Annotated in this window: 13 protein-coding genes; 5 read left to right on the plus strand and 8 right to left on the minus strand. The window is 73.4% G+C overall.

The window, feature by feature from the left end; translation table 11 throughout:
* Positions 1–47 precede the first annotated feature (47 nt).
* The 6 genes from ACIOD1_RS28770 to ACIOD1_RS28795 all read right to left on the minus strand — a co-directional run bounded on the left by ACIOD1_RS28770 (position 48) and on the right by ACIOD1_RS28795 (position 9380).
* Positions 48–1547 carry a CitMHS family transporter gene (locus ACIOD1_RS28770; protein ID WP_401905520.1) on the minus strand — a complete coding sequence of 500 codons (1500 nt, stop codon included), beginning with the start codon at positions 1545–1547 and terminating at the stop codon, positions 48–50.
* Positions 1548–1620: 73 nt separating this feature from the next.
* Positions 1621–3882, minus strand: coding sequence for a molybdopterin oxidoreductase family protein (locus ACIOD1_RS28775; protein ID WP_401905522.1), 2262 nt, complete (start codon positions 3880–3882; stop codon positions 1621–1623).
* 220 nt (positions 3883–4102) lie between these two features.
* Complete coding sequence (locus ACIOD1_RS28780) at positions 4103–4723, minus strand: TetR/AcrR family transcriptional regulator (RefSeq protein ID WP_365623374.1); 621 nt, start codon at positions 4721–4723, stop codon at positions 4103–4105.
* Positions 4724–4769: 46 nt separating this feature from the next.
* Positions 4770–6083 (minus strand): hypothetical protein, encoded by a 1314-nt coding sequence (locus ACIOD1_RS28785; RefSeq protein WP_401905524.1) that lies wholly within the window; start codon positions 6081–6083, stop codon positions 4770–4772.
* Positions 6084–6244: 161 nt separating this feature from the next.
* Positions 6245–7150, minus strand: a complete 906-nt coding sequence (locus ACIOD1_RS28790; RefSeq protein ID WP_401905526.1) for a hypothetical protein — start codon at positions 7148–7150, stop codon at positions 6245–6247.
* 85 nt (positions 7151–7235) lie between these two features.
* Positions 7236–9380 carry a right-handed parallel beta-helix repeat-containing protein gene (locus tag ACIOD1_RS28795; RefSeq protein ID WP_365623378.1) on the minus strand — a complete coding sequence of 715 codons (2145 nt, stop codon included), beginning with the start codon at positions 9378–9380 and terminating at the stop codon, positions 7236–7238.
* Positions 9381–9618: 238 nt separating this feature from the next.
* On the opposite strand from ACIOD1_RS28795, the gene ACIOD1_RS28800 reads away from it, so the two are divergent.
* Positions 9619–11013 (plus strand): homogentisate 1,2-dioxygenase, encoded by a 1395-nt coding sequence (locus tag ACIOD1_RS28800; RefSeq protein ID WP_401905528.1) that lies wholly within the window; start codon positions 9619–9621, stop codon positions 11011–11013.
* Positions 11014–11124: 111 nt separating this feature from the next.
* A complete protein-coding gene (locus tag ACIOD1_RS28805) occupies positions 11125–11874 on the plus strand; it encodes a GntR family transcriptional regulator (RefSeq protein ID WP_365623382.1) in 750 nt (249 codons plus the stop codon).
* Between the two features lie 35 nt (positions 11875–11909).
* Here ACIOD1_RS28805 and ACIOD1_RS28810 read toward each other — a convergent pair whose 3' ends face one another.
* On the minus strand, positions 11910–12071 hold the full coding sequence (locus tag ACIOD1_RS28810; RefSeq protein ID WP_365623384.1) for a hypothetical protein: 162 nt from the start codon (positions 12069–12071) through the stop codon (positions 11910–11912).
* Between the two features lie 156 nt (positions 12072–12227).
* Here ACIOD1_RS28810 and ACIOD1_RS28815 point away from each other — a divergent pair, with 156 nt between their 5' ends.
* On the plus strand, positions 12228–13349 hold the full coding sequence (locus ACIOD1_RS28815; RefSeq protein WP_365623535.1) for a type ISP restriction/modification enzyme: 1122 nt from the start codon (positions 12228–12230) through the stop codon (positions 13347–13349).
* Positions 13350–13472: 123 nt separating this feature from the next.
* Here ACIOD1_RS28815 and ACIOD1_RS28820 read toward each other — a convergent pair whose 3' ends face one another.
* On the minus strand, positions 13473–14231 hold the full coding sequence (locus tag ACIOD1_RS28820; protein WP_401905622.1) for a TetR/AcrR family transcriptional regulator: 759 nt from the start codon (positions 14229–14231) through the stop codon (positions 13473–13475).
* A gap of 79 nt (positions 14232–14310) precedes the next feature.
* On the opposite strand from ACIOD1_RS28820, the gene ACIOD1_RS28825 reads away from it, so the two are divergent.
* Positions 14311–15378: an ATP-binding cassette domain-containing protein gene (locus tag ACIOD1_RS28825; RefSeq protein WP_401905531.1), complete on the plus strand. Its 1068-nt coding sequence runs from the start codon at positions 14311–14313 to the stop codon at positions 15376–15378.
* Positions 15375–16163, plus strand: a complete 789-nt coding sequence (locus tag ACIOD1_RS28830) for an ABC transporter permease (RefSeq protein ID WP_401905533.1) — start codon at positions 15375–15377, stop codon at positions 16161–16163. Before ACIOD1_RS28825 ends, ACIOD1_RS28830 begins: the two co-directional genes overlap by 4 nt.
* Positions 16164–16218 lie beyond the last annotated feature (55 nt).

The following is a 16218-nucleotide window of genomic DNA, read 5'->3' on the forward strand; positions in this document are numbered from 1 at the left end:
CTACAAACTAGCGTCGGTAGTTTTATGTGCGCCAGGGGCCACGGGGATCAGATGATGCCGAAAAGCATCGCCGCCGCGAGTACCACGAGGGAGGTCAGGACCGCCCACTTCACGGTGAAACGGGTGTGGTCGCCGAACTCGACCTTGGCCATGCCGACGAGGACGTAGACGGCCGGAACGAGCGGGCTGGACATGTGCAGGGGCTGGCCGACCAGCGAGGCGCGCGCGATCTCCAACGGGGACACCCCGTGGGCCGCCCCTGCTTCTGCCAGCACGGGCAGGACGCCGAAGTAGAAGCCGTCGTTCGACATGAAGTACGTCAGGGGCAGGCTCAGCAGGCCCGTGACCAGGGCCATGTGGGGTCCCATGCCCTCGGGGATGGCGCCGACCAGCCAGTCGGCCATGTGCTTCACCATGCCGGTGCCGGTGAGGACACCGGTGAAGACGGCCGCGGCGAAGACCATGCCCGCGACGTTGAGGACGTTGTCCGCGTGGGCGGCGATGCGGGCCCTCTGATCGGGCATGTGGGGGAAGTTCACCGTGAGGGCGAGGGCCGCGCCCAGGAGGAAGAGGACCGGAATCGGCAGCAGCTCCATGATCATCGCGGTGAGCAGGGCGACGGTGAGGCCGGCGTTGAACCAGTAGAGGCGGGGGCGCAGGGTGGCGCGGTGCGGGTCGAGTCCCTGGAACCCGTCACCGTCGCCACCCTCGGAGCCGCCACCGACACTCCCGTCGGCCGCGCCGGGGGCCGGGGCCTTCCCGCCCTCGCCGACGGCCCCGTCGGGACCGAAATCGGATACGGAACCGGAACCGGCAACTGCTTCGACGCCGGCGCCGACCCCCGTACCGCTGCCGGATCCCGCACCGGCGACCGCGCCACCGCCGGCCGCGACCAGGGTCTCCTGCTCGATCCGCTCGCCGGGGACGACCAGGGAGCCGACCCGGCGGCGCTCCCTGATGCCGAGCACGTAGGCCAGGACGAAGACGCAGAGCAGGCCTGCGGCCAGGGCGGGGATCATCGGGACGAAGACATCGGCCGCGTCGAGCTTGAGGGCGGTCGCGGCGCGGGCCGTGGGACCGCCCCAGGGCAGGGTGTTCATGACGCCGTTGGCGGTCGCGGCGACGCCCGTCATCACCACCAGACTCAGGCCGAGCCGCTTGTACAGCGGGTACATGGCCGAGACGGTGATCATGAAGGTGGTCGAGCCGTCCCCGTCGAGGGAGACGATGGCGGCGAGGACGGCCGTGCCGACGACGATCCGCATGGGGTCGGCCTTGCAGAAGCGCAGGATGCCCCGGACGATCGGATCGAAGAGACCGACGTCGATCATCACGCCGAAGTAGACGATGGCGAACATCAGCATGGCGGCGGTCGGTGCGAGCTTGCCGACGCCGTCGATGACGTAGTCCCCCAGGTGCGCGCCCTTGCCGGCGAACACGCAGAAGAGCGCGGGGATGAGGACGAGCGCCGCGATGGGCGACATTTTCTTCAGCATGATCAGGACCAGGAAGGTCGCGATCATGGCGAAGCCGAGGAAGGTCAGCATGCAGGGAACGTAGGTGCCGTCTCCAGGGGCCAACAAGACGTCAACGCGTGAGCAATACGAGCAAAACCCCAGCTCAGGAGAGGGGTGCCAGTTCGACGGGGAAGCCGTTAAGCACCGCGGTGCCCGACAGCGGGTCGAGGCGGGTGCCGTCGAGGAGCTGGTTGACGTTCGCGCCGGGGTCCGTGGCGGCCACCGACAGTCGGGTGCCGGCCCGGTCGTGGCCCCAGCCGTGGGGGAGGCTGACGACGCCCGTACGAATGGTGTCGGTGACCTCCACCGGTACGTCGAGGCTGCCGCCGTCCGCGGTGATCCGGGCCCGCCCTCCGTCGGCGAGGCCGAGGCGCGCGGCGTCCTCGGGGTGGACCTGGAGCGTGCAGCGGTTGGAACCTCCGACCAGGGCGGGGACGTTGTGCAACCAGCTGTTGTTGGACCGCAGGTGGCGGCGGCCCACGAGCACCAGGGCGGCGGGGCGTTCGGCGAGCGCCGCGCGCAGCCTGGGGAGCTCGGCCGCGATCGGTTCCGGAAGCAGCTCGATCCTGCCGCTGCGGGTCCGCAGCACGCCCGGGAGCCGGGGCCGCAGCGGGCCCAGGTCGATGCCGTGCGGGTGCGCGAGGAGCCGTTCCAGGCCGAGGCCGGCTTCCACCCCTCCCCCGGCCGGGGCTTCGGCCTGTCCGAGCACGCCGAAGTGGTCGCCGTACGGACCGAGTCGGAGCATCAGGTCGAGGCGGCGCTCGGGGCCGTTCTCACCGAAGAGGAGCGACGCGAGACGGACCGGGTCGGCTCCGTGCAGCGGGGAGTTCCGATCGGCGGTCTCCTTGGCGAGGGTGGCGCGGATGGCCTTGTCGTCCACCGCGGGCGGCTCGGCGGTCGCATGCGCGGCGGAGACCGCGAGCACGAGACGGGCGTGGATCTCGCACTCGTCCATCCGACCCTCTTCCAGGGGGACGGCCGCGCGGGTGTAGCGGACCTGGTTGCGGACGGCCAGGCCGTTGAGGGCGAAGTCGTGGTGTGCGCTCTGGGAGGGCGGCGGCGGAGGCAGCACGACGTGCGCGTGGCGGGAGGTCTCGTTGAGGTAGGGGTCGACGCTGACCATGAAGTCGAGCCCGGCGAGCGCGGCGTCGAGCCGGCGGCCGTCGGGGGCGGAGAGCACGGGGTTGGCGGCGATGGCGATCAGGGCACGGACGCGCCCCTCGCCCGGGGTGTCGATCTCTTCGGCCAAGGAGACCATGGGCAGTTCGCTCTTGGCCTCGGGGTGTCCGCCGACCCGGCTGTGCCAGCGGCCCAGGGCGAATCCCTTTCCGGGCCCGGCGGGGCGAGGGCGCGGGCCGGCGGCCGGGAGCGGGAAGAGGGCCCCGCCGGGGCGGTCGAGGTTGCCGGTGAGGATGTTCAGTACGTCCACCAGCCAGCTGGCGAGCGTCCCGTACTCGACGGTGCAGCTGCCGATGCGCCCGTAGACGGCGGCCGTGGGCGCGGCCGCGAGTTCGCGGGCCAGGCTGCGGATCTCGGCGGCGGTGAGGTCGCAGGCGGGGGCGACGGCCTCAGGAGTGAAACGGGCGAGGGCCTCGGTGAGTTCCCCGAGTCCTTCGAGGTGTTCGGTGAGGGCTCCGGGGTCCGTGAGCCGCTCCGCGACCAGGGTGTGGGCGAGGGCGGCCAGCAGCAGGGCGTCACTGCCGGGGCGCGGGGCGAGGTGACGGTCCGCCAGGCGGGCGGTGCGCGTACGGCGCGGGTCGACGACGACGAGCGTGCCGCCCCTGGCCCGCAGGGCCTTGAGCCGGCCGGGGAAGTCGGGGGCGGTACAGAGGGAGCCGTTGGATTCCAACGGGTTGGCGCCGAGCAACAGCAGGAAGTCGGTGCGGTCCAGGTCCGGCACGGGGATGGCGAAGGGGTCGCCGAACAGCAGCCCGCTGGAGACGTGTTTGGGCATCTGGTCGAGGGTGCTGGCGGTGAAGAGGTTGCGGGTGCCGAGGGCCTGGACGAGCAGCGGCGGGTAGAGGGCGCCGGCCATGGTGTGGACGTTGGGGTTGCCGAGCACGACGGCGACGGACTGGGCTCCGTGCTCTTGGACGAGGGCGGGTACGGCGGCGGCGATGGTGTCGTAGGCCTCCTCCCAGCCGGCCTCCCGCAGACGCCCGTCGCGGCGGACGAGGGGGGCCCGCAGCCGGTCGGGATCGGAGTCGAGGGCTCCGAAGGCCGCGCCCTTGGGGCAGACGAAGCCGCGGCTGAACACGTCGTCGCGGTCGCCCCGGGCGCCGGTGACGGTGGTGCCCTCGATGGTGAGGGTGAGGCCACAGGTGGCTTCGCAGAGCGGGCAGATGCGCGGGGCGGTGCGGGGCATGGGCGCTCCTGGGGGGCGGCGGCGCGGACCTGACGGCCCGCTCGCGCGGGGTGGCGCGGCGCGGGCACGCGGGAGCGCCGAGCATACCGACCGGTAGGCACGTCGGGGAGGGGGCGGCGGGCCCGAATCCCCTTGCCGGTACGGGAGACCGGGCCGAAGCCGGGGGGAGGACGGGGCAGGGGCGGGTCCGGGGCAGGGGCGGGGACCGGCCCTCGGTAGGTCAGTCGAGCACGCGGGCGAGGTAGGCGTGCATCATGGCGCGGGTCTCGGCGACGATGTCCGGATCCCCGGCCGGCGCGGCCCGGAAGGCCAGCTGGATCAGGGCGTCGGTGGCCTCGACCGCGACCAGGACCGCCCTGCCCAGGGTGGGGTCGGGTTCGAGGCCGAGGTGGGTGCGGAGCAGCTCCGTCAGGCGTACGGCGACCAGGTGGTTGGGGTCGGCGGCGGGCCCCTCGGGGGGCGGGGCGGGGATGCCGAAGTCGACGAGGGCGAAGCCGGGGACGGTCCGCTTCATGGCCAGGTATTCGTCGAGGACCGCGTCCACCACGGGTCGCCAGTGGGTGGTGGGGAGACTAGCGAGCCGTTCCTCGATGCCGGCGGCGTACCGGTCGAGGTTGCGGTGGGCCAGGGCGACGGCCATGGCCCGCTTGTTGCCGAAGAAGCGGTACACCGAGCCGATGGGCACTTCGGCGCGCACGGCGACGGCGCGGGTGCTGAGGTTCTCGTAGCCGGTCTCGTCGAGGAGTTCGGCGCAGGCGTCGAGGATCCGGGCGAGGCGGTCGGCGCTGCGCTGCTGGACCGGCGTCCGGCGCATGGGGTGGGCGGGAGGCACGGGGTCCATCATGCCGCTCCTGGTGCTTCGGTCCAGCGGTGCGGTCCGAGGTTCCTCAGTTGAGGAGCAGGGTGAGCCCCCCGAGGGTGTACGTGATCATCAGCGCGAGCAGGGGGAGCTGTCCGGCGACGGCCTTCGCGGGCGGGAAAAGTCGTACGGAACGATCGTGGGCGGCGATCACTCCTAGTACGTGTCCGGCGACGACAGCGATCACTTGGAGAGCGGCGAGGCCACCGGGATCCAAGGGAGGGCTGGGCTCGGGGGCACTGTCAGCGCCGAGCGCCATGATTACTGTGCGTGGTCCTGTGGTGGCGAGGAGGGAGAAGTAGTGAGCGATGAGATAGCCGAGCGCGATCGGCACGAGTGAGTGCGCGAAGGCGGTCAACGGGCCGGGGTGCGGGCCGCTGACGAGGCGGGTGGCCGCCGCGCACAGGCAGTAGAGGGCGGCGACGAGGGCGATGGAAACAAGCAGTCCGAGGGTGGCCGTGGGGGTGCGGCCCAGGGGGGAGGTCTGAAGGGTGTTGATCCAGGCAGGGCTGTCGGAGTAGCCGTCGTAGGCGGTGGAGCCGAGCAGGACGCAGACGGTGGCGACGAGTCCGGGCCGCTCGGGCGTCGCGTCGAGTCCGTGGAGGGGGTTGCGGAGCACGAGCCGGCCGTCGTGGCGGCGACCGAGCGGGGAGAGCCGGGCCAGGAGGTCGGAGTAGGCCTCGAAGGCGTCGGCGTGGGAGAACCAGCTCTCGCCGTAGCGGGCGGCGAGCAGCAGGTGGACGGCGGCGTAGACGGTGAGGGCGATCAGGAGGGAGGTGCTGGACGCGGGATCGGGAGAGGCCAGTTCGAGCCAGGTGAAGCCGAACAACCCGGCGGCGGCGGGCCATTGGCCCATCCGGTTCGGCAGGGGGCGGCCGGTCCCTACCGGATCGGGTGGGCGGCGGCGAAGTCCGCGGAGCAGGCGGTGCAGGGCGCGCAGCGGGTTGAGGAGGCGCCAGACGGGGCCGAGGAGGAGGGAGGCGGGTACGAGTCCGACCCACAGCAGGACGTAGACGGCGCCGGGGGCGGGGTTGCGGGCCGGGTCGTCGGGACCGAGGAGGAGGTGGAGGAGTACGGCGAGGGCTGCGGCGAGACCGAGTCCGCGCAGGGCGGTGCGGGTGGCCGGCGCGTCGGCCACCCGCTGGATCCCGGCGGGCAGGGCGATGCCGGAGCGGTCGCCGCGGAAGCGGGAGGCCGACCAGAGCAGGCCGAGGGCGAGGAAGGAGACGAAGAGCGCGGTGAAGGCGCCGGCGAAGGCGTAGAAGGGAGAGATCGGCAGGTCGTGCTGGGATCCGATGCCGTGGGCGAGCAGGGTCGAGGGGTCGGCCGGGTGAAGGACCACGCCCTGGCCGGACCCCGACCCGGGGCCCGTTCCCGGCGGTGGGGTCGGCAGCCTCAGGGATACGGGCGCCTCTCCCGGCGCCGACCACGCGCTCGGGCCCGGCGCGGGGCGGCTTCCGGGGAGCGCCGGCCGGCTCAGGGCCGCCGCCACGAGGCCGGACGTCATCGGACGAGGAGTTGGGTCAGGACGAGGCCGGACTGGTGGGTCTCGACCTCGAAGAGGCCCGTGCGGTCGACCGTCAGGACCAGGGTGGCCTCCTGGCCCGCGGTGAGGGCGAGTCCCTTGTCGTAGCCGTGGACGTGCAGGGTGTCGGCGCGGTCACTGGTGACGCGCAGGGCCAGGCGCTCGCCGCGCTTGAGCTCGGTGCGGCCGACGGCGGGGACCACCTTGCCGTCCTTGACCGCGAGGGTGACGGTGCGGTCGGCCTGCGGGGTCCCGGTGGGTGCGGGAGATCCGCTCGCGGTGGGGGTGTCGTGGCTGTGGGTGGTCTGGCCGGCGGGCACCGCGGTCAGGGGGACGGCGGCTTCGACCGGCTTGCCGGCGACGGCCCAGGCGGTGTGGTCGTCGGCGTAGAGGCGGACGGTCAGGGTGTGGGTTCCTTCGGGGACCTGGGCGGCGGGCAGGTGGAACCAGGGGCCGTAGATCCGGGCCAGCTTGCGCCCGTCGAGGTACAGGTGTGCGTGGCCGGCGCCCGGGAGGGCGGCGCCGCCGGTGCTGTCGGGGGTGAAGCGGAAGGCGTTCACGGCCAGTTGGAGGTTCCAGCCGTCCTCGGAGTCGGGGCGGGCGGTCAGCTTCACCTCCGGCGCGCCTTTCGCCGAGACCTCGCGCAGGTGGTGGCCGCCGCCGTCCTGGGCGTCGAGCAGGGTGCCCACGTTGCCGGAGGCCTGCTCGTGGGTGGTGCCGGGTTTGTGGTGGGTGGTGGCCCGGCCGCCGCAGGCCGTCGCCGCACCGCCCACGAGGAGGAGCAGGAGGGCCACCAGCGCCGCCGTGCGGGTGGCACGGCGGACCTTGAGGGCGGGGGGCAGGCAGGCGTCGCACCGGACGCGGTCCTCCGGGGGGACGTTCACGACCGACCTCCGATGCGGGTGCGGGTGCGGGTGCGGGTGCCCATGCGAGTGCGGGTGCGGGTCGCCGCAGGGCGGGGACGGCCGGTCATGCGGCGTCGTCCGGACGGGCGGGCTCAGGAGTGGCGGCCGTCGCGCTCAGGGCCGGGGCGGGCCCTGCCGGGACGGGGGCCCGGTCGCCGGCCGGATCCCCGCCGGGGCCCGCCGAGCTCGCCGGGGCGCCGCCCGGCCGGGCGGAGGCGATGACCGCCCACAGCACCCACACCACCGCGACCAGGGCCCGCGCCCAGGCGGGGCTGAGCGGGATCCAGGGGACCATCAGCACGGCCTTGTCGAAGGCGTCCAGCAAGGTCAGCGCCCCCAGGAGCAGGGTCAGCCGGGCCAACCAGGGGCGTTGCGGTCGCAGGGCCACGCCGGTCCCCGTCCACCACAGCCCGAGCAGCAGCAGCGCGAGCGCCGGTACGAAGGTGTCCGTGAGCGGCATCGTGGATCCGGCCACGTCCAGGGCCAGACCCGCCAGGCCGAGCAGTGCGGCCACCGTGCCCAGCCGCGCCCCTCTCAGCCGGCGCGCCCACAGCACCCCGCCCACCAGCAGGAGCACGGCCGCCACCGCCAGCGCGGCCTGCGTCTCGACCCGCTCCAGGCCCCGCGCCCCGTACCAGTCACAGCCGGCCGGGAGTTTGCGGGCCTGCACGTTGTAGTCGGCGCAGACGAGGAGTTGGGCCAGCTTGACCGGTTCGCCGACCAGCCGGGCGGAAGCTCCGCTGATCTCGCCCCGCGCCTTCCCGCACTGGGGCAGGGTGCCGGGCGTGGACCCGTCGGGGCCGTCCTGCCAGCAGTTACCGCCGCCCTGGCCGTCCCACCACACGTCGGCGCCGTTGGGCCGGGAGGCCCCGGACCTGTCCTTGCCGAGGACGTTGCCGGCGTACCGGTTGTGGTGGGAGGTGTCGGTCTGCTTGGACCACGCCTCCTCGCCCCGGATGAAGGCGGGGACGGCGCTGAGGAAGAAGCCCGCGCGCTCGTGCCCGTAGACCCAGTTGTTCTCGTAGAGGTTCCAGTTGCCGCCGGCGGTGATGATCCCGGTGCCCGGGGGCATGGAGATCTGCGGGCAGACGACGCCCTGCTCGTAGCCGCGCTCCACGGACGGCTTGGCGCAGGTGCCGTCGGCGACGTTCGGGTAGTAGTCGGCGTTGTTGTCGTGGATCAGGTTCCGTTCGAACTTCGCGTGGTTCTGCGGGAGCCCGGGGTGGCCGGGGAAGGCGCTGTCCATCGAGGCGCCGCCCATGTTCTGGTCGAACTCGTTGTCGTGCACCCAGACCGAGTCCCCGGCGGTGCCGGAGTAGCCGACCATGTTGTGGTGGCTGCGGCAGCCGGTGACCTCGATGGAGTAGCGGGGCACGTCGTAGCCCCGCCCGTCGTTGATGTTGGAGGCACTGCCGGGGTAGATGCCGGAGTCCCCGTTGCCGTAGGACTCGCAGTTCTTGTACAGCCCGTGGTCGCTGGCGAAGGTCAGGAAGCCGTACTCGTCGTTCCAGCGGGTCAGGACGTCGTCGATCACGAAGCCGTCGCCGGCGAGGACGTACAGCGAGTTGAAGGTGGTGCGCTGGGCGGTGAAGTTGCGGAAGTAGATGCCGTCGGACTTGTCGGCACGGATGGCGTTCAGCTTCTGGTACTTGGCGTCGACGACCACGTCCAGGCGCGAGGCGCCGGTTCCCTCGATCTGTAGGTCCGTCTTGCCGAGGATCGCCACGAGGTTCTGGTTGTGGCGGCAGGCCACCTGCTGTTCGTAGGACAGGATCTGGTAGCCGAGCGCGGAGTCGGGGGCCTTGAGGCGGGCGCACTCCCCGGTGGGCTTGGGGAGGGAGGGCTCCTCCTCGTAGAGGCCGGGGAGGATCGCGATGTTCATGCCGGGGCGGTCCACGGCGTCCACGGCTTCCTGGAGATGGCGGTAGCCGCTCTTCTCACAGCGCTCGTAGAGGGCCAGGTTGCGCTGTCTCAGCTCGTCCGGGAAGGCGGATATCCGGCGTTCGAAGGCGGGTCGGTCCGTCTTGCAGACCAGCAGGTCGGGCTCGCCTGCCCGGTACCTCGGTACGGATCCGGAGCCGTCGGGGAGGGTGACGGGGCGCTCCTCGTGCGCGCGGGCGGCGGGCGCGGCGACGAGGAGGGACAGGAGGGCGAGAAGGGCGGCGAGGAGCGCCGCCGGCACGGCAGGGAACCTGCGGGTCCACGACATGCGCGAGAGAGTAGAGCAATGTTCATCTTTTGGGAGCCCCCCGTGCGTGAATCCGGCCGAGGGGCGGGGGTGAGGCCGAGGGGCCGAAGGGCTGCCCCGCCGGTCACATCGCCCGTCACACCAACGGCCGCGCCACGCCTCCGAGGAATCGGCCAGGCGGCCGTAAGCCGCCGTTGACGGGCGGGCTCCGGAATCCTACTGTCAACCATAGGATTCCATCGACGGAGCGGGAGCAGTCATGAGCGAGCAGGCCAGGAAGACGGCGGAGGCGCTGGAGTACCTCACCGGCTTCGGCAACGAGCACAGCTCGGAGGCCGTGCCCGGCGCTCTCCCCCACGGCCGCAACTCGCCCCAGCGCGCCCCCCTCGGCCTCTACGCGGAGCAGCTCAGCGGCAGCGCCTTCACCGAGCCCCGCCGTCACAACCACCGCTCCTGGCTCTACCGGATCCGGCCCTCGGCCGCCCACCCGGCCTTCACCCGCACCGAAAACGGCGCCCTGCGCACCGCACCGTTCACCGAGGCCGTCCCGGACCCCAACCGGCTCCGCTGGAACCCGCTGCCCGACCCGGCGCCCGGCACGGACTTCCTGGACAGCCTCTGGACCCTGGGCGGCAACGGCGACGCCGCCCAGCGCACCGGCATGGCCATCCACCTCTACGCCGCCAACGCACCCATGACGGACCGGGTGTTCAGCAGCTCGGACGGCGAGCTGCTGATCGTCCCCGAGCGCGGCCGGCTGCTGCTGCGCACCGAGCTCGGCCTGCTCTCCGCCGGCCCCGGCGAGGTGGCCCTGATCCCGCGCGGCGTCCGCTTCCGCGTCGAGCCGCTGGACGTCGACACGGACCCCGACACGGACCCCGGCACCGGCACCGGCACCGGCACCGGCACCAGGGCCGGGACCGGGGCCGCCGGCGTCGCCGCCCGTGGCTATGTCTGCGAGAACTACGGCCGCCCCTTCGAGCTGCCCGACCTCGGCCCCATCGGCGCCAACGGCCTCGCCGCCGCCCGCGACTTCCGGGCGCCCGTGGCCGCGTACGAGGACGTCGACCGCCCGACCGAGGTGATCAACAAGTTCTGCGGCAACCTCTGGACCGCGACCTACGACCACTCCCCGCTCGACGTCGTGGCCTGGCACGGCACGCACGTCCCGTACGTCTACGACCTGCGTCGCTTCAACGTCATCGGGTCCATCAGCCACGACCACCCCGACCCGTCGATCTTCACGGTGCTGACCTCGCCCTCCGACACCCCGGGGCTGGCCGGAGTGGACTTCGTGGTGTTCGCCCCGCGCTGGCTCGTCGGCGAGGACACCTTCCGCCCGCCCTACTTCCACCGCAACGTGATGAGCGAGTACATGGGCCTCATCGAGGGGGCCTACGACGCCAAGGCCGAGGGCTTCGTCCCCGGCGGCGGCTCGCTGCACAACATGATGTCGGCGCACGGCCCCGACCGCGAGACCTTCGACAAGGCGAGCGCCGCCGAGCTGAAGCCGCAGAAGATCGACGACGGTCTGGCCTTCATGTTCGAGACCCGTTGGCCGATCACCGCCACCCCCCAGGCGGCCGGAGCGGACCACCTCCAGAGCGGATACGACGACGTATGGAAGGGTCTCCAGCGCCACTTCCGTGCCTAACATGCGCTGGGCCGCGCCGCACCACCCGGACGGCGCGGCCCAGCGCCCGCGCGGGGGTGCGGCACCGCGCCGCTCCACCTGAAGTCCTGCCATCCGTACGGAGAACCACCCGTGACCGCCTTCGCTCCCGACTCCCTGGTACTGAACCGGAAGCTGCCCCTCTGGTACCAGGTGTCCCAGTCGCTGCGCGCCTCGATACTCGGGCGCACCCCCGACGCCTCGTTGCGGCTGCCGACCGAGGAGCAGCTCGCCGAGCACTACGGCGTCAGCGTGTTGACCATGCGCCAGGCCCTCAAGGAGCTGGAGACCGAGGGGCTGATCAGTCGGCACCGGCGGCGCGGCACCTTCATCGAGCCGGGGGCCCGGCGCGGCGCGCCCGTGCGGCTGCTGGGTTCGGTGGACGCGATCGTGGCGCAGCAGTCGGGCGAGCGCACGACGATCCTGGGCCGCGAGCGCACCCCCGTCTCCGGGGAGTTGCTGGAGCACTTCCCGGACGTCGCCGAGGTGGTCACCTACCGCAGGCTGCGTCACGACGAGGAGAGCGGCGAGCCCACCAACTGGGCGGAGAACGCGGTGCGCCCGGAGCTGGCCTGCTCCGTGGACCTTGCCGATCTGGTGCGCTGGCCGATGACGAAGGTGCTGCGGGACGTGGTCGGCGTCCGCATCAGCCGGATCACGGACACCGTCGAGGCGCGCCTCGCCGATCCGGTCACGGCGGAGCTGTTGCAGGTGCCGCTACTGAGCCCGATCCTGCACTACACGGGCGTGACGTACGACGAGGACGGGCGCGTGGTGGACGTGGCCCGGATCCGCTACCGGGGCGACCGGTTCTCCTTCACGGTGACCGTCGACGCGCCCTGAGCCCCGTCTCCGCCCCGGCGCCCCGCCCTCCTCCGCTACTTCCCGTCCTCCTCCGCCCCCCGCTCGCCCTCCGCCTGGGAGGGCGTGGTGCGCTGCGTCTGCGCGTGGCGCTGCTTCCTCTGGGCCTCGTCCATGTCCTCGTCGAGCCGCTCGCCCTCGGCCTGCGAGGGCGTCGAGTACTCGTCGTACTGGCTCATGGTCGGCTCCTCGTTCTCGACGACTCGGTCTCCGGCAAACCACCAGAGATCAGCTCATAAGGAGCGTAACGCTTCGGCCTGGACGCGGCCCGGCCGCAGCGGCCCGTCGCTACCATCTGCCGGGTGAGCGATGACGTACCGCTGCTGGACGATCTGATGCCCTGGGCCGTCGGCGGCCTGCGCCTGGGCCGGGACTGGGTGGCCGCTCCCGATCCGGCGACCCTGCGTACCCGCTGGACCGCCCTGACCGGCGCCGAAGGCCCCGAGCGGGAGCGCCTGTTCCGCCCGACCCGAACCCGTACGCCCTCCTCGGGGGCGGCCGCGCTGCCGGGGCAACGCTCGGTGACGGCCCGGTTCGCGGACGTGCCCGGCCCCTTCCCCGACCCCGTACGGGTGCTGCGCGCACCCTTCGACGAGCAGTGGCTGCTGCCCGACCAACGGCTCATCGACGCCGCCCGCCCCGAGCTGTGGCGGGTCCGCGACGCGCAGCAGCTGTTCCTGGTCGGGGTTCCGGAACCACTGGTCAGCGCCCACCTCCCGGCCGGGCGCCTGGGCCGGATCCGCCCGTTGCACCGCCGCCCCGGCGGGGCCGAGCCGAACCTCGCGCCGGGCCTGCTGCCGCTGCTGGGGGCCCGCTACGGGGGCTGGGTCACCCCGGAGGACGTCCTGTGCTGGATCCTCGCGGCCGGGCGGCCCGGACCCCGGGGGTACGAGGTCCCGCTGACGGCCGATCCGGAGCGCTGGCGGGCCGGGCTGGAGCTGGGTCACCGCCTGCTGACCGTCCAGCTGCGCGGGGCGCGCGGCGGGGAGCCTCCCCGGCTGCCGGGCGGGCGGCGACCGTACGTCCGGGCGGCCGTGACGGCCTGGCCCCAGGGGCTCGACCACGACGCGGAGACCGAGACGCTGACCTTGGGGGACGGGGTGATCTCCCCGGTCCCGACCGGGGCCTGGGAGTACGAGGCCCAGGGCGCCCGGGTGCTGGAGACCTGGTTCGCCGCCCGGAGCGCGCACCGGGATCCGGCCGCGCCGGGTTTGGCGGCCCTGGGGCCGGCGCGGTGGCCGCAGGCCTGGACCTCCGAGCTGCTCGCCCTGGTGACCACCCTGGCGTTGCTGGCCGATCTGGCCCCGGAGCGGGCCGCGTTCACCCCCGGACCGCTGCTCCCTGCGGCCGAACCGGCGGCTGCCGGGGTGCTCCCCCCGCCCCGCTGGTCCCGCCGGCCCGCCTCGGTGCTGGACCACCGGGAGGAGGGCCCGGGCGGCCAGTTCGCGCTGCTCTGACGGTGGTTGCGGAGGGGAGGCCGCTCACGTGGCCTCCCTCCCGGAAGCCCCACGCCTACGCCCCCGCACCTACGCCTACGCCTACGCCTACGCCTACGCCACCCAGGCTTACGTCCCCCAGGCCTACGTCCCCCACGCTCCGAGCAGGCGGGACAGCGACCGGTCGAACACCGCGTCCATGTCGACGGTCGGCGCCCCGTCCGCCCCCACCGGCGCCCCGTCCCCGCCCGCCGCCGGACCGTCCGCCGTGAGCGCCGCCGCGAGGTGCGGGTAGTGGCCCGTGGCGAGCCGGGAGCCCAGCCAGGCCGTCCGTGCGCGCCGCTCGTCGGCCTCGCTCCAGGGCAGGGAGCGGGCCCGCTCCGCCAGGGCCAGTTCGCTCGCCACGAAGGCACCGACCGTGCCGTTGACGGCGGCCACCAGCTCCAGCTTCTCGCCGCCGGTCGCGTCGAGGGGCTCCAGGCAGCCGAGGCTGTGCTCCAGGTAGGCCAGGGCGTGCGGGCTGAAACCGTGGACCGGGCTCAGCAGCCGGGGCAACCAGGGGTGCCGGTGCATCAGGGCCCGGGTCTGGCGGGCCAGTGCCAGCAGGTCGGCCCGCCAGTCACCCCCGGGCGGGGTCAGGTCGTACTCCGCGCTGACGGCGTCGACCATCAGCTCGTAGAGGTCCTCCTTGCGGGGGACGTAGTTGTAGAGGGACATCGTCCCCGACCCGATCCCCGAGGCGACGCGCCGCATGGAGACGGCCTCGATCCCCTCCGCGTCGGCGATGCGCACCGCTTCGGCCGCGATCGAGTCGCGGCTGTGCGCGGGGCGCGGCCCGCGCCCCGCGCGCGGCGGACGGCTCCAGATCACTTCGGGTTCAGCGGGGCGCCCGTCGGCTGCCATCGGCATCGGTCACATCACCTCGTCGTCTCGACACCATCTTAGTTACGTACGCCGTACGTAGTGCGATAGGGTGCGACACATGACAACTGCGTACGCCGTACTTAGTGAAGGTCTGGAGAAGCACTACGGGGAGGTGCGCGCCCTGCGCGGCCTCGATCTGGCCGTTCCCGAGGGGGCCGTCTGCGGGCTGCTCGGCCCCAACGGCGCGGGAAAGACGACCGCCGTGCGCATCCTCACCACGCTCACCACACCCACCGCCGGGCGCGCCCTGGTCGCCGGGATCGACGTCACCCGAAACCCGGCCGCCGTCCGCCGCGCCATCGGGGTCACCGGCCAGTACGCCCGCGTCGACGACGACCTGACGGGCCGGGAGAACCTGCGCCTCTTCGCCCGCCTCTGCGGACTGCGCGGTCGCGCGGGCCGCGCCCGCGCCGACGAACTGCTGGAGCGCTTCGGTCTCGACGAGGCCGCCGACCGGGTCGCCTCCACCTGGTCGGGCGGGATGCGGCGACGGCTCGACCTGGCCGCTGGGCTGCTCGCGCGCCCCCGGGTGCTGTTCCTCGACGAACCCACCACCGGCCTGGATCCGGCGGCCCGCGAGCAGATCTGGACGGCGGTACGCGCGCTCGCCGACGAGGGCACCACCGTGTTGCTCACCACCCAGTACCTGGAGGAGGCCGACCGGCTCGCCGAGGACGTCGTGGTCGTCGACCGGGGGCGGGCGGTCGCCGGGGGCAGCCCGACCGCGCTCAAGGCCCGCCTCGGCTCCCACGCCGAGGTCACCCTCGCCGCAGCCACCGACCTGCCCGGCGCGGCCGCCGTCCTGGACCGGCTGACCGGCGGCCGACCCCGGCCGGACGCGGAGCGGCTCACGGTCGGCGTAAGCGTCGCGGACGCCTCGATCACCCTGCCCGCCATCGTCCGCGCCCTCGACGCGGCCGGGATCGCGGTGACCGACGCGAGCCTGCGCCCGCCCACCCTCGACGAGGTGTTCCTGCGGCTGACCGGAAGCGGAGCCAACACCCTGCCCCACCCGAACACCGAGCCCCACCCGACCAATCCGACCCACCCGACCCACCCCACCGCCCCGCGGAGCCCCTCCGGGGGCCTCCCCGGCCCCGGCGCCACGAAGGAGAACGCCGCGTGACCTCCCTCCTCGCGGACGGCTCGGCCGTCCTCACCCGTCAGATGCAGAAGGCCCGCCACTCCCCGGGCCTGCTGATCCTGACCCAGACCATGCCGGTGACGATGCTGCTGTTCTTCGGCTACGTCTTCGGGAGCGCGCTCGCCGTGCCCGGCGCCGAGTACCGGGAGTTCCTGGTGCCCGGCCTGCTCGCCGCCACCGCCGCGAACGGGCTGATGGCCGGGATGTTCGCGGCCTCGCAGGACGCCCACCGCGGCGTGACGGATCGTTTCCGCACCCTGCCGATGAGCCGGGCCGCCGTCCCCCTGGGGCAGACGGCCGCCGATCTGCTGACCACGGCGGCGGCCATGGTGCCGCTGGTGCTGGTGGGGCTCGCGATGGGGTGGCGGGTCGAGAACGGACTGCCCGGCGCGCTCGGGGCCTTCGGGGTGCTGCTGTTGTTCCGCTTCGCCACCGCCTGGGTGGGCACGTACCTCGGCCTGCTGAGCGGCAGCGAGGAGGCCGCCGGCCAGGTGGCGGGCGCCACCTTCGTACTGCCGATGCTCTCCAGCGCCTACCTGCCGACGGACGGCCTGCCCGGGTGGCTGCGCGCCGTCGCCGAGTGGAACCCGATCAGCGCCGTCGCCGGGGCCGTACGCCGGCTGTTCGGCAACGCGGGCGGTACGGCCGCCCCGGACGCGGCCTGGCCGGCGGTCCATCCGGTGGCGGGAGCGGTGCTGTGGTCGCTGCTCCTCCTGGCCGTGTTCGCGCCGCTCGCCACCCGGCGCTTCGCGCGCGGCCGGGACTGATCCGGTCGCCGGCCTCGGGGCGGGTCACCGGGGGACGGAGAGGGGGGTGACAGAC

The organism is Streptomyces sp. NPDC088097 (genome assembly GCF_044741845.1).
GTDB lineage: Bacteria > Actinomycetota > Actinomycetes > Streptomycetales > Streptomycetaceae > Streptomyces.